The 13,608-nt window shown below is 43.4% G+C and carries 10 protein-coding genes and 1 pseudogene; 3 read left to right on the forward strand and 8 right to left on the reverse strand.

Annotated elements, in window-relative coordinates:
* Positions 1-63: 63 nt before the first annotated feature.
* Positions 64-789, reverse strand: coding sequence for an MBL fold metallo-hydrolase (locus tag JNUCC1_RS01730; RefSeq protein ID WP_156643722.1), 726 nt, complete (start codon positions 787-789; stop codon positions 64-66).
* A gap of 103 nt (positions 790-892) precedes the next feature.
* Here JNUCC1_RS01730 and yhfH point away from each other — a divergent pair, with 103 nt between their 5' ends.
* Both yhfH and pepF read left to right on the forward strand, forming a co-directional pair.
* Positions 893-1,021 (forward strand): protein YhfH, encoded by a 129-nt coding sequence (yhfH, locus tag JNUCC1_RS01735; RefSeq protein ID WP_156643723.1) that lies wholly within the window; start codon positions 893-895, stop codon positions 1,019-1,021.
* Positions 1,022-1,772: 751 nt separating this feature from the next.
* A complete protein-coding gene (gene pepF / locus JNUCC1_RS01740; protein ID WP_156643724.1) occupies positions 1,773-3,566 on the forward strand; it encodes an oligoendopeptidase F in 1,794 nt (597 codons plus the stop codon).
* A gap of 52 nt (positions 3,567-3,618) precedes the next feature.
* Here the strand turns inward: pepF and JNUCC1_RS01745 are convergent, their stop codons facing one another.
* From JNUCC1_RS01745 to JNUCC1_RS19415, 5 genes and pseudogenes are all read right to left on the reverse strand, one after another.
* Positions 3,619-5,856, reverse strand: coding sequence for a putative bifunctional diguanylate cyclase/phosphodiesterase (locus tag JNUCC1_RS01745; RefSeq protein ID WP_156643725.1), 2,238 nt, complete (start codon positions 5,854-5,856; stop codon positions 3,619-3,621).
* A gap of 291 nt (positions 5,857-6,147) precedes the next feature.
* A complete protein-coding gene (gene hemY, locus JNUCC1_RS01750) occupies positions 6,148-7,548 on the reverse strand; it encodes a protoporphyrinogen oxidase (RefSeq protein WP_156645349.1) in 1,401 nt (466 codons plus the stop codon).
* The gene (gene hemH, locus JNUCC1_RS01755) at positions 7,548-8,486 is read right to left on the reverse strand and encodes a ferrochelatase (protein WP_156643726.1); all 939 of its coding nucleotides are present in this window, start codon (positions 8,484-8,486) and stop codon (positions 7,548-7,550) included. The genes hemY and hemH overlap by 1 nt, the downstream gene beginning before the upstream one ends.
* 54 nt (positions 8,487-8,540) lie before the next feature.
* On the reverse strand, positions 8,541-9,578 hold the full coding sequence (gene hemE, locus JNUCC1_RS01760) for a uroporphyrinogen decarboxylase (RefSeq protein ID WP_442915409.1): 1,038 nt from the start codon (positions 9,576-9,578) through the stop codon (positions 8,541-8,543).
* 122 nt (positions 9,579-9,700) lie between these two features.
* A pseudogene (locus tag JNUCC1_RS19415) lies at positions 9,701-11,907 on the reverse strand (PBP1A family penicillin-binding protein).
* A gap of 180 nt (positions 11,908-12,087) precedes the next feature.
* On the opposite strand from JNUCC1_RS19415, the gene JNUCC1_RS01770 reads away from it, so the two are divergent.
* The gene (locus JNUCC1_RS01770) at positions 12,088-12,594 is read left to right on the forward strand and encodes an antibiotic biosynthesis monooxygenase family protein (RefSeq protein WP_156643727.1); all 507 of its coding nucleotides are present in this window, start codon (positions 12,088-12,090) and stop codon (positions 12,592-12,594) included.
* 118 nt (positions 12,595-12,712) lie between these two features.
* On the opposite strand, the gene JNUCC1_RS01775 is transcribed toward JNUCC1_RS01770, so the two are convergent.
* Positions 12,713-13,180 carry a thioredoxin family protein gene (locus tag JNUCC1_RS01775; RefSeq protein WP_156643728.1) on the reverse strand — a complete coding sequence of 156 codons (468 nt, stop codon included), beginning with the start codon at positions 13,178-13,180 and terminating at the stop codon, positions 12,713-12,715.
* Positions 13,170-13,604 carry a disulfide oxidoreductase gene (locus tag JNUCC1_RS01780; protein ID WP_156643729.1) on the reverse strand — a complete coding sequence of 145 codons (435 nt, stop codon included), beginning with the start codon at positions 13,602-13,604 and terminating at the stop codon, positions 13,170-13,172. The genes JNUCC1_RS01775 and JNUCC1_RS01780 overlap by 11 nt, the downstream gene beginning before the upstream one ends.
* Between the last annotated feature and the right edge of the window lie 4 nt (positions 13,605-13,608).

Raw genomic sequence — 13,608 nt, forward strand, 5'->3', positions numbered from 1 at the left:
TTACCATCTAACAGTTTAATGGATCGCTTGTTTTTGTTCAACTTGCAGGCTTGTCCACTAACTTCACCATGTAAAATTTTCATGCGCCAGATGTATTTTTCCAGTAAAGTGTTCTGTCGCTTCTTCAACCAACTGTTGACGGAGCCCGTACTGAGGTAAATGACTTAAAAGCAATTCCTTCGCTCCAGCTGCTTGGGCCAATCGTCCTCCTTCTGCACTGGTCATATGGCCAGCATCTCCTCCACTTTGGTGGGCATAAAAATTGCAGTCAACCACAAGGAGGTCAGCGTTCCGTGCAAAATCAATCCAAGTATCCTGATAAGCAGTATCTGCTGTATATACAATGGTTTGATCACCGTCCGTAATACGCATTCCGTAACAAGGCACAGGGTGCTTAGTTTTTAAAAATGTGATTCGAAACGGCCCAATCACCAGCTCCTCTTCAGGGAAATAAGGGACCCCCTTTGTCATACGGTGTGTCAACGCATCAAATCCAGTGCTGTCTTCCTGATGTCCGTATATCGGAAGCACTTTAACACCGTCTTCAATAAAAGATCTGACGAGCTGAGCGTATTGCAACACACCTATATCAGCTACATGGTCGTGGTGGTAATGTGACAGGATCACTGCATCCAATTCGGACAATGGTTTGATTGTTTGCAGACGGGATAGTGCCCCGCTCCCTGCATCCACCAACAACGTGAAACCATCTTTTTCTAAGAGGTATGCTGAGGTCGCGCTACCCGGGGCAGGATAACCGCCCCAAAATCCGACAACTGTCCATTTCATTGTAAATCACTCCTATTTCTCTATTTTGTTGTAACACACCGTTAATTATTATCATACTGTTATAATACAACGACACGCATTTATTCAAGGAGGTTTCCCTTTTATGATGAACGTTCTGGAGTTTTTTCGCAACTTGCCAAGAAAAAAGTGTCACATATGCCAAAATGCCATCCACGAAAAAGCCGATTGCTACGGCAACATCTGCGACGAATGCGACCACCCCGCACACTAAAAACACCCCAAAAGGAGCTGCCCCCAGCTCCTTTCAACACCTACCCCCACAAATCCCCCACTTCCTAAGACACAATTTAAATAAACTGCGAACTAACTAGACAGATCTAATGACTGCCACTAAGCACTCCATATGTTTAAACGAGCACCGTGATTTCCGCTGCAGGAAGTCGCTTTCCGCGGGCACGGCCTCAGCCTCCTCGCTCGCAAAGACCGCTCGCTGTGGGGTCTTCGGACTCGTGCTGTTCCCGCAGGAGTCGACTTCCCTCCGCTCCAATCACTTCATGTTAATTAGGTGCTTGGATGTTTTGCTCAAGAAATTAAGAGTGAACGTAAACTTTTCTTGAGCAGCTAATGCTAACTCAACTTTAAGGTGATTTCCGATTGATGCTCAGTCCATTTAACCTTCAATCCCTCTGCTTATAAAATCGAGAAAGAAGGTAAACACACCTCTCCAAGCTCGGGGAAAACACGGAGACTCCTGTGGGAGGAAAAGCCTCGGTGAGACCCCGGAGGTCGATAGACCGAGGAGGCTCAGCAGCGCCCACTGGACGCGGAGTGTTTTCCCCGAGCGGTTGCCAGAAGCAGTCATTCCAAGTTTTTACTAGTTCGCAGTTTGTGTCTATATCATAATTGTCTAGGAAATGAAAAATGTTGGTTATATTGATTGAAAAATTTTATCATTGCTGTTATTTTTAATTTATGTCTTTGTTTAGGGACACGAAACTTTGATGAGAAAAGGGGTATTGTTGATGACGCAACGTTTAACACGGGATCAGGTACCGGTTGAGCACACTTGGGATTTAACAGATCTATTCCAAACACATACGGATTGGGAGAAAGAACTTGAGGCATTGCAAAAGGATGTCACGACTGTCACACAATTCAAAGGAAAACTCGGTGAATCAGCTCAGACACTGCTCGAGGCGCTCCAAGCACTGGAAGCCTATCAAAAGCGGTTAATCCGTGTTGGCACCTATGCGAATTTAATTTCCAGTGCTGATGGTTCTGATTCCGAAAACCAAGCAGCCGCTGCTAAAGTTGGTGCAGCCATGGCCCAAATCAGCGCCAAGCTGTCATTTTTCAATTCAGAATTGTTAACGGTTCCGGCTGATACGCTTGAAACTTACATTAAAGAAAAGCCAGAGCTGGATACTTACAAAAAGATGCTTGATGATGTGATGGAAATGAAACCATACACATTGGCTCCAGACATTGAAGAAACACTTGCTGCACTCGGTGAAGTACACGATGCACCGTTTATGATTTATGAGCGCAGCAAAGCATCTGACATGGTCTTTGACCCTATTACAGATGCTGAAGGCAATCAACTGCCGATGTCTGAAACGCTGTATGAAGATCGGTATGAAATGTCACCAAGTACAGAAGAACGCCGGAACGCATATGATTCTTTTATCAAAACACTGAATCAATATAAACACACATATGCAGCCACTTATGCAACAGAAGTAAACAAGCAGGTTACAATGGCTAAGCTGCGCGGTTATAAGTCTGCAACAGAAATGCTTTTACATCCACAGCAAGTGACTGAGGAAATGTATCATAACCAACTTGATGTCATTCAGAAAGAACTGGCTCCGCATATGCGCCGTTACGCGAAGTTGGTGAAAGAGGACTATGGACTCGATGAGTTGCGGTTTTGCGACTTAAAAGCCCCGCTTGATCCAGAGTTTAATCCATCTACAACATACGAGGAAGCCAAAACCATGATCCTTGAAGCCCTCAAAGTCATGGGGCCTGAGTACAGTGACATCATGGAACAAGGTCTCTCAAACCGTTGGGTTGATTTGGCTGATAACGTCGGTAAGCAGAGTGGTGCTTTCTGCGCGAGTCCATACGGCGTACACCCATATATTTTAATCACATGGACCGACATGATGCGCGGTACATTTACATTGGCTCATGAACTTGGTCATGCTGGACATTTTTATTTGGCCGGCAAAAACCAAGAGCTCGTTAACACGCGTCCATCGACGTATTTCGTAGAAGCGCCATCTACAATGAACGAGCTTTTACTAGCAGACCATCTTATGGAGAAAACCGATGACCCTCGCATGAAGCGCTGGGTGGTGAGCCAGCTGCTCGGTACCTATTACCATAACTTTGTAACGCACTTGCTTGAAGGTGAATTCCAGCGTCGTGTTTATGCACTGGCAGAAGCTGGCACCCCTCTTACAGCTGACGTATTGTGTCAGCAAAAGAAAGAGGTCATCGAAAACTTCTGGGGAGATGCGGTTACCATTGACGACGGTGCAGGCCTCACTTGGATGCGTCAGCCGCATTATTACATGGGTCTATATCCATACACGTATTCCGCTGGTCTGACAGTTTCCACCGCCATGGCACAAAAAATTAAAAAAGAAGGCACCCCCGCTGTGGAACAATGGCTCGATGTTCTCCGCACCGGCGGAAAGTTAAAGCCGCTCGACCTAATTAAGAAAACAGGCATTGATATGTCCAAGCCAGATGCCATCAAAGAAGCTGTATCCTATGTTGGCTCTCTCATCGATCAATTGGAAAAATAACTCAAATAAGAGACCGTGTCTTTAACCCAAAGACACGGTCTCTGCTTGTTGTTCAAGTAAATCTTTTTTCAATTTGATCAGGAGGCATCGGCTTTCCGAATAGGTAGCCTTGACCAATGAGATTATTGTCTGAATTAAGTGAACGGACTTGTGTTTCTTGTTCAATTCCCTCAACAACAACTCCCAAATTCAAATTCTCTCCGATATCAATCATGGATTTTACAAGAGAATATCTTTTTGAAGAGGATAGGTCATCTATAAAAGCTTTATCGATTTTAATTGTATCGATTGGCAGACTCTCCAGGATGAATAAAGATGAATAACCTGTTCCGAAATCATCAATCGCCACTTTGACACCTAACCCATGTAATTGATTAAGGATGTTCCTGGATGCACTTAATGACTGCATAATACTCTCTGTAATCTCAATTTCAAGGTACATTGGATTTAAACCGGTTTTCTTTAAAATCCTGTCGAGACTTTTCACAAAGTTACTATGCTGAAACTGCCGTACAGAAACATTGACTGAAACGCACATCTCGGGATAACCAGCCTCTTGCCACGCCTTGTTTTGTCTGCAGACTTCCTCAAGGGCCCATTCGCCAATCGGAATAATCTGACCGGTTTCTTCAGCAACAGGGATAAATTCACCTGGTGATACGGATCCCAGTTCCGGGTGTTCCCACCGCATGAGAGCTTCCATCCCGATCATTTGTCTTGTATCCAAGATGACCTTAGGTTGGTACACCATACGAAGTCTGTTATGAGCAATTGCCTGCCCAAGACCGGATTCGATTTTAAATTTACGAATATGGGCCTGCTGAAGCTGTTCATTATAGATGTGTATATGATTGCCCTCATCCCTTTTTGCAGCAAACATCGCCGCGTCAGCTTGTTTCAACAATGTTTCACTTGTACGGCCATGTTCCGGGTATACACTGACTCCGATGCTTGGCACAACTGAAATTTCATATTCCTTTACAGTGATGGGCTCCACAAAACGGGCCATAATCTTTTGGGCTACCTGGAGGCAATACTGTTTTGTTCCGTTTGGAAGTATCGTTACAAACTCATCCCCGCCAAAACGATATAATCTATCGTCTTCACCGAGGCTCTGCTCAATCCGTTGGGCAACATTGTTTAACAACACATCTCCCATATCATGGCCCAAAGAATCATTGACGTCCTTAAACCTGTCCAAATCAATCATAAAAATACAGACGTTTAAGTCCAGTCGATAGGCTCTCTCCATATAAAATTCCATGTCATATTGGAATCGGTTGCGGTTGTTTAGCGATGTTAAAGGATCTTGGAATGCTTTCGCACGATATTCTTTAATGAGATCACGATTTTGTTTAATCACAAGCATCTGTCTGATCATAATTAGGATAAAAACAATACCAAGACCGACTCCGAGTGCGCTTGTGTGCAATTCGTTTTCATAAATATAAAAAGCAAGAAGGCCAAAAACGGCCACATATGGCAAAAGTGTATCTTTATCGTGAAAATATTGGGGTGGTTGCCATTCATTGGAGACCTTCAGTTTTTTATAGCAAAGCCCGGCATAACCAATTAACAAAATTGAAAGCACCCAGAGCGGATCGAGCATACTCCCTGAATCGTATAGATTGTAGGTATTCAACGAGACATAAACAGAATCAGGTACAAATTGCACCACAATAGCACATACATAAACGTAAAACCATGTCTTCCTATCCTTTGGAGAAGTAAGATGAAAGATATGGATTAATGCAAATACTAACGCCAAATCTAAAATTGGATGCGCAACTTGAAGAATTTCATAAACAAGAGAATCATCTGACCAAGTGAACAACGGTTGTATCAAATAATGGATCGTAATAGCTGCAGCAGCTGTCATGAAGATGGCAATATTAAAGTAAAACCGATTTTTTGTTGTGTTTCTTTGTAAAATGTAAAGTAAGTATAGTAAGCCTCCAAGAAAAAAAGTCGGTGCCAACAACCAAGTCACATGAGCCATCCCGGGATAATAATCAATTTTGTACATGACCTGCCATGAAAGCCACGCAATATTTGAAATCGAATAGGCAATAACACCCCATAACGTCCAGCGCCAGAAAATATGTTCAATTCGCTTTCTTGACGATCGATAAGCACCCCATACCCACTGAAGCGCGAGCAGTCCTCCTGCAATAGGAAACATAGAAGCGGTAAATTGACGTAGAATTGTTTCTCCGCTAAATATAATTGTTGCGATATAGTAAACAATCATAAAAAAAACGATCATCCATCTCGCTTGTAACAACCCCATAAAAACCCTCTCTTCAAACCGCGTATTACTTAACTTTTCCCGTATTTCTTAAATACAATCCACAAAAAGTGAACAAAAGCGGAAACGCCTTGGTCATCCTCGAAAATCATAAGCAAGAACGTGTAGTGCCGGTCTGGCCACGTAACGTTATTGCTTATGACTCGAGGGGATAGGCGTTGGGCTGGACGTGGCCCTTGCCAATGGATATTAACTGCTCGGATATTTTATTTCTAAGCAACAAAATAGCTCCAGGCACGCTTTAAAACGTATCCTGGAGCTTTTTCAGATGTACTAACGCAAGAAGTCCAGCACACGCTGAGCAGCTGCTTCTCCTTGGGCAATGCAATCCGGCACACCGATGCCTTCATATGAACTGCCAGCAAGCATCACGCCTGGCAGCTTGACTTCCATTTGTTCGCGGACGCCCTCCAGCCGTTCCTTATGTCCGACTGTATATTGCGGCATCGCATTTTTCCAGCGGGTGATCACTGAAAATTCAGGATCGGCTTTAATATCCATCGTTTTATTCAGGTCCTTCATAACAATGTCAATGATTTCTTCATCTGACAAGTCCACAGCCTGCTGATCATCTGGCCGCCCCACATAGCAACGGACAAGCGCTTTTCCGTCTGGAGCAGCGTGCGGCCATTTTTTATGTGTCCATGTGACTGCGGTGATACGGTAGTCACTATTGCGGGAAATAACAAATCCAGTGCCGTCAATGTCCTGCTTAATGTCTGACTCATCAAATGCTAAAGCAACATTGGCAACAGATGTGGATGGCACATCGTTAAACGCTTTGAAAAAATCATACTGACTGAATACATTCGGCAAGGTATAATGTGGGCTTGCCATAACAACAGCGTCTGCTTTTAACACCTCAGCGTTGTCGAGCAGAATATGATAGCCATAAGGCTTCTTTTCGATATGATCTACCGCTGTATCCGTAAATGGAATCTCATCACCTAACGCTTCAACGAGCCTTTCAATCATAGACTCCAAGCCGCCTTTGAACGAAAAGAACATACCTGGTTTCTTTCCTTTGCTTTTCTTTCGTTTCGGCATCGTCTTCTGAAGCCCTTTAATCAAGCTGCCATATTCCTGTTCCAACTTATAGAAGTTCGGAAACGTCGCCATGAGGCTCATCTTGTCAATATCTCCGGCATAAATACCGGAAAGTAGCGGTTCAACAAGGCTTTCAACAAGCTCATCTCCAAAACGATGTCTGAAAAAGCCACCCAGTGACTGGTCTGTCTGAGGTTTTGATTTCGGTTTAACCAGATCCATTCCAGCTTTCAGTTTACCGCGCTTGGAGAATATACCTGAAAACAGAAACGGCTTTATTTGTGTCGGAATCCCCATAAATGCACCTTGTGGCATTTTATGCAGTTGATCATGAGTCATAATATAGGACTGTCCTGTGCCGTTACGCACCAATTCGTTTTCCATGCCAAGTGCTTCAGCGAGCTTAACCGCTGGCTGTTTACGAGCAAGAAAGGAATCAGGACCGCGTTCAATTGTGAAGCCATCACGTCTGAGTGTGCGAATTTTGCCCCCAAAACGGGAGCTTGCTTCTACAAGTTTCACATCGTAAGGCAGTGATGCTGTTTCAATATGCTGTTTTAAATAATAAGCAGTCGTGAGCCCTGTAATGCCTCCACCGACGATAACAATTTGCTTGTGTTGTGTCATCACACATCAAGCCTCAGTTTATTCATGACAACCTCTGCCAAGGTGTTAATAAATTGGGGTTTGCTATTGGGCATTTCAGGCCGGTAATAGCTTGCTCCAATGTCATCACATACTACTTTGCACTCATAATCGTTGTCATAGAGCACTTCCAAGTGATCAGCAACAAAGCCAACAGGCGCATAAACAAAAGTGGTATAGCCTTTATGTTCAAATAAATCACGGGTTAAATCCTGCACGTCTGGTCCAATCCATGGATCAGGTGTATTCCCTTCGCTTTGCCAACCGATTTCATAGTCCGTAATGCCAGTAGCTTCGGAAATAAGCCGAGCTGTTTCATTAAGCTGTTCAGGGTAGGGGTCTCCACCTGCGAGAATTTTCTCAGGAAGACTATGAGCAGATACAACCAGAACGGCTTTTTCACGTTCTGCGTCGGTCATTTTGGCATAGGTATCGTTGATTGCATCAGCCCAATATTTAATAAAGCCTGGAGCATCATACCAGCTTTCAACAGATTGAATGGCTAGTCCGCCATGTTCTTCCGCGGCCTCATTGGCGCGTTGGTTATAAGATTTCACGCTGAACGTGGAATAATGCGGTGCCAGCACAATGGATACAGCTTCTTTAATGCCATCTTTAGCCATTTCTGCTACGGCGTCTTCTATAAAAGGCTCAATATGCTTCAAGCCGATATAAGCTTTGAATTCATACGTATCCTGAATCTCATTTAACCTGTTTTCAAGCGCTTCTGTTTGTTGTTTCGTGATTTTCGCAAGGGGCGAAATGCCGCCGATTGCTTTATAGCGTTCTGTCAGATCATCCAATGCTTCTTTGGACGGTTTGCGGCCGTGACGGATATGTGTGTAATAGCGTTCAATATCTTCTTCTTTGTATGGAGTCCCATAGGCCATAACAAGCAGTCCGATTTTCTTTTTTTCCATGTTCAACACCTCTTCAATAAAATTTCAAAAGAGCATGTAGCTCGCCATAATACATTATCTTGCGCTATAACTGTGAATCAGATCGGTCAACTTCTTAAGTGTTTCAGGTTTAATGTCAGGTGTCACCCCATGTCCCAAGTTAAAGACATGGTGCCCGTCATTCTTGGATTCATCAAGTATTTTTTTAGTCCGAGCTTCAATGGTTTCCCAGTCGGAAAGTAAAATTGCGGGATCAAGATTGCCTTGCAGCACTTTCGTGATTCCCATATCCCGCGCTTCTTTAATCGATGTACGCCAGTCGAGACCAAGTACATCAATTGGCAAATCATTAAATTCAAGCAACAAATGATTAGCACCAACACCGAACAGAACAAACGGGATCTCCTCATTTTTTTGGAGTTCCGAGAAGATATGGGTCATCACAGGCTTAATAAATGTGCGGTAGTCTGTAGCATTCAGAGTTCCGACCCAAGAATCGAATATCTGAATCGCCCGTGCCCCAGCATCAATTTGTGCCTGTACATAGGCAACGGTCATATCAGCTAACTTGTCCATTAATCCAAACCATACATCAGGCTGGCGGTACATAAACGCTTTTGTCTTAGCGTAGGTCTTGGATGGTCCGCCTTCTATCATATAGCTTGCCAATGTGAATGGTGCTCCGCTGAAACCGATCAGTGGCACCGACAATTGTTCTTTAGTCAATAAGCGAATCGTATCCAGTACATACGGGATATCTTTCTCCGGATTGATTGTCCCGAGCCTCTCAATATCTTCCATTGTTTCAACCGGATTATGTATAACTGGGCCAATTCCGGACTTGATCTCCACATCGATCCCAAGCGCTGGCAACGGTGACATGATGTCTTTATACAAGATCGCAGCATCAACGTTATATTGCTCTACCGGCAAACGTGTCACATATGCACAAGTCTCAGGACGGTGTGTTATTTCAAAAAGTGAATACTGCTCTTTCAATTTCCGGTATTCCGGCTGTGACCGTCCAGCTTGCCGCATAAACCATGTCGGCGTGTAATTGGTTGTTTCTCCTTTATACGCTTTAATAATCGTATCGTTAAACTGCTTCGCCACATTCATCCACCCTTTTAATCTATTTCCAATCATAATCTTCCCTTGTCTACTATAAAACGTTAATTACCTTCTGTATAGCTGAAAGGCTTTATTGTCATCAATTTGTCTAAAATGTCGTTGCTTTATCGACCTTGGTAAAAGTCAAATAGTGATCGCGATACAGCTTCTGAAGGCTTTCCTTCTTCGTTTGTCTGCGGATTGTACGGCACAACATAATAAGAAACCTGACTAAACAATGACAGACGCTTAATTGTGTATGAATGTTGCCCTGTCACTTCTCCGATCTGTTCAACTTCTCCCTCTTCACTTTTATAAATTCGATACACGATTCGATCGTCTGTGCCTCCCTCCCAAATCAGCTCTCCTTGAACCAAGGAGAGGCCACCAAACTGATAATTCAATTCAATTTGCGTGATATCTGCCAGTTCAACCGGTTCTTCAAGTTTTTCCACGTCGGAAGGTTTCGTAAAAGATGCACTGAGAGATTGCTGCTGATCAAGGTCACTTAGAATAGCTTTGGTTAAGCGTGTCGCATACGGGCTCCCACCGGTGAGGTAATGGGTTTCATCGGAGTGGTCGAATCCCATCCAGGTTCCGACCACATAATCTGGCGTGTAGCCCACAAACCATGCATCTTTATAGCCTTTATTAGCACGAGGATGCTGAGTAGACCCCGTCTTACCTGCTAATGCTTTATCATAATCACCAGGCTGCCCAGTTCCTTCCTTAACTGCTGTTGTCAACATCTCAGTCATATACCAGGCAACTTGCGGAGAAAACACTTCCTTTTCTTCAAGATCTGCCTCAACAATTTTCTCATCGTCTTGATCATATATATTTAAAATCGTATAAGGCGTTATCACTTCCCCCCGTGTGCAAACGTTCTGAAGCCTTTGACCATATCGATTGGAGTCACTCCTTTTGAAAGGCCGCCTAACGCGACGTTCAACCCCTCATCAGGAACATCAATCGACATTTTTTGCAAGTAGTCTTTGGCGTACGGAAGTCCGATTTCATTTAGTAACCAGACAGAAGCTGTGTTTTTGGATTCCACAAGCGCTTTATAAAGTGATATAGTGCCTTCATATTGGTCATCATGATTTCTAACTTCATAATCTGCTACCGCTGCCTGCTCGTCTGTCAGTATAGAATAAGGCTCAAACGTCTCTGTCATCAAAGCTGGACCGTATACTGCGAGCGGTTTAAACGCTGAGCCCGGCTGCCGTTTCACTGTCAGACGATTCAAATCTCCTGTTTCAAAAGCGCGTCCCCCAAGCGCTGCAACGATAGCACCTGAGTCCTGCTCCATTAACACAAACGCCCCTTCTGCCCCTTCAGTATTACCCGGGAAATACGCATCCTCTTGCATAAGTTTATAGGCAGTTTCTTGGGCAGCTGGCTCAAGAGCGGTAACGACGTGGTAGCCGCCGCGTTTAAGCTCGTCAATGCTTAGATGGTATAGTTCTGCCGCTTCTTTCATCGCAAGATCTATATAACTCTCAACCCAAGGCCTCGATTCTTTTTTTAAGACCTCTAAACCAAGCGTTTTACCCTGTGCACGCAGTTTTTCCTCGGTTAATAAGTAACCTGCCTCAGTCATTGCATTTAGTACAACATTCCGCCTTGCTAATGCTTTGTCGGGATGCTGAACCGGTGAATAGCCATTTGGAGCTTTGGCAAGGCCTGCAAGCATTGCCCCCTCAGAGAGCGTCAGTTCATTGATATGTTTTGAGAAAAAGGTTTGAGCAGCCATTTCTACGCCATAAACACCTTGTCCGAAATAGATTTCATTCAAATACAGTGCTAATATTTCATCTTTCGTATGTGTCCGTTCCAAATAAATGGCAGCCATAGCCTCCTTGGTTTTGCGGAGCCATGTTTTATCATGTGACAAGAAAAGATTCTTGGCAAGTTGCTGGGTAATGGTGCTGCCGCCCTCTACTTTATCCATCGCCAGAATGTCTTTATAAACTGCCCTTGCGATCGCTTTAATATCAACACCGGAATGTTTGCGAAAACGTCTGTCTTCAATTGCAATAAAAGCTTCCTGCACATGTGCCGGGATGTCATCAATTGTTACTGGTATACGATTTTCTGTATATACACGTCCAATTTCCTCACCATCTGCCGTTTCAATAATTGTGGCAGCATCAGGTATCAAAGCATCATCATCAACAACCCATCTGCCTCCATACAATATAACAGCATATCCAATTAAACCCAGGAGAATGAGACACGTCATCAGCCAACCTGAAAGTTTTAACATGCGCTTAGGTGTCATTGGTCGTTTTTTGTTTTCTTTTGTACGTTTTTTCATAAAGGCCACCATTCCTGAATACGTTCATACGTTCCAGTATACGACAAAAACTGCAAGGGTGAAAGTTTGACATTCATCCGTAAAGGGGACAATTGTAAGAGGCATCTATTTGACTAACCTGGCACAATAAGAGGTACAATGAAATTAGAGGAACATTGATGGTTATAATAGAAAACAGAGGAGATGAAGTAAATGCATGCCTATATGACAAATGGCACACTCGATTTCTTATTGAATCTAATAGATCAGCACCCAGAACATCATTTTTATTATATGGAAAATAATAAAAATGTCACCGTTTATTATGAGTCCGAAGATAAAAGTGTGTTCGAATCAGGCAGAGACTATGAAATTATAGCTGAAGAGGGAACATTGAAGAAACAAGGATATGTTGTGATGAATAACATTCCGGTTACTGAAGAAGGTCGACCAATTTTTGAAGATCGGTTTAAGAAAAATAAAAAACGTATGGAAGGCGTACCGGGATTTTCTGCTTTCAGACTTCTGCGGCCTGACAAAGGACGTACGTATGTTGTGCTGACACAGTGGTCAAGTGAAACGGACTTTGAGAACTGGAAAACATCTGATCACTTCTCCGCTGCGCATGCTGATCAGGGCACAAAACATCCAGCCTACTTCGCAGATCGCCCATTCCAGACCCACTACCACATGATCGATCCAGACGAAGTACAAGACTAACCCAGCAACATACTCAACATTTTCCGTAGACTGCGAACTAACTAGGATTCGGGTTTGTGTTAAATATGTACGAATAAAAGAAACGCTGACTGGAATCAATCAGTCAGCGGTTCCTTTTTTATTCATCATCTAATACATATTCATTAAAGAAGTTGCGGAATTCGTCTTTTGAATGTTCTCCAACAAGGCGACCAACTTCTTTTCCGTCTTCATAATGAATTAATGTTGGCGTGTATTGGATGGCTTTGTTTTCAAATTCCAGCAGGTTAAACTTCTTCACATCCACATCCATCTCCTCTGTCACATCAACAAGTACAGGAGTAGTTTTTATACAGAAAGAGCATTTTGGGCTGTAGTAGTAAACTGTAATATCTTCTTCATTTGCCAGCTTCTCATCAAGTTCTGAGGGAATAATCTGATTGTCATAATTAGGATCATCGAGCTGGTCAATAGTAGCCGGATCCAATTTATCTTTTCCAAAAGGATTATCTTCAGATGCTGATCTGTCCCTATAGTCTACAACAAAGTATAAAGCTGCAAATAATAGTGCGATGATAACGAGAATAACGAGCATTTTATTTTTCATAACTTATGTCCTCCTTGAAACCTCTGATGAGCAGAATATGCCCAATAATAATGACAATAAATGCGATTCCGGCCATAAATGGTATTGTAATAAATCCTAAATAATTCACATATGTACCACTGCATGAAACGGTCCCGCAGGCATCTCCTGCCGCCTGAAAGAAAGGTATCTTCTGTGTTAAATAATGAAATACAGATACCATGAGCCCAAGTACACTTAATATAAGTCCTGAGGGGGCAAATCTGATATCCTTCTTCCATGCGGAGACACCGTAGATCACAACAAGCGGGTACATGAATATACGCTGAACCCAGCACAGTTCACACGGGACAAACCCTACCGCTTCAGAGTAAAACAAACTGCCCGCGCTCGCAATCAGAGCTTGAACCCATATCGCCAGCAATATTGTATCCTGCTTGGCCATGCCA

This window comes from Lentibacillus sp. JNUCC-1, assembly GCF_009741735.1.
Lineage (GTDB): Bacteria > Bacillota > Bacilli > Bacillales > Amphibacillaceae > Lentibacillus_B.

Excerpts from the sequence above, each read along its gene's own strand:
- JNUCC1_RS01730 (WP_156643722.1), bottom strand. The coding sequence starts at position 789 with ATGAAATGGACAGTTGTCGGATTTTGGGGCGGTTATCCTGCCCCGGGT.
- yhfH (WP_156643723.1), top strand. The coding sequence starts at position 893 with ATGATGAACGTTCTGGAGTTTTTTCGCAACTTGCCAAGAAAAAAGTGT.
- pepF (WP_156643724.1), top strand. The coding sequence starts at position 1,773 with ATGACGCAACGTTTAACACGGGATCAGGTACCGGTTGAGCACACTTGG.
- JNUCC1_RS01745 (WP_156643725.1), bottom strand. The coding sequence starts at position 5,856 with ATGGGGTTGTTACAAGCGAGATGGATGATCGTTTTTTTTATGATTGTT.
- hemY (WP_156645349.1), bottom strand. The coding sequence starts at position 7,548 with ATGACACAACACAAGCAAATTGTTATCGTCGGTGGAGGCATTACAGGG.
- hemH (WP_156643726.1), bottom strand. The coding sequence starts at position 8,486 with ATGGAAAAAAAGAAAATCGGACTGCTTGTTATGGCCTATGGGACTCCA.
- JNUCC1_RS01770 (WP_156643727.1), top strand. The coding sequence starts at position 12,088 with ATGCATGCCTATATGACAAATGGCACACTCGATTTCTTATTGAATCTA.
- JNUCC1_RS01775 (WP_156643728.1), bottom strand. The coding sequence starts at position 13,180 with ATGAAAAATAAAATGCTCGTTATTCTCGTTATCATCGCACTATTATTT.
- JNUCC1_RS01780 (WP_156643729.1), bottom strand. The coding sequence starts at position 13,604 with ATGGCCAAGCAGGATACAATATTGCTGGCGATATGGGTTCAAGCTCTG.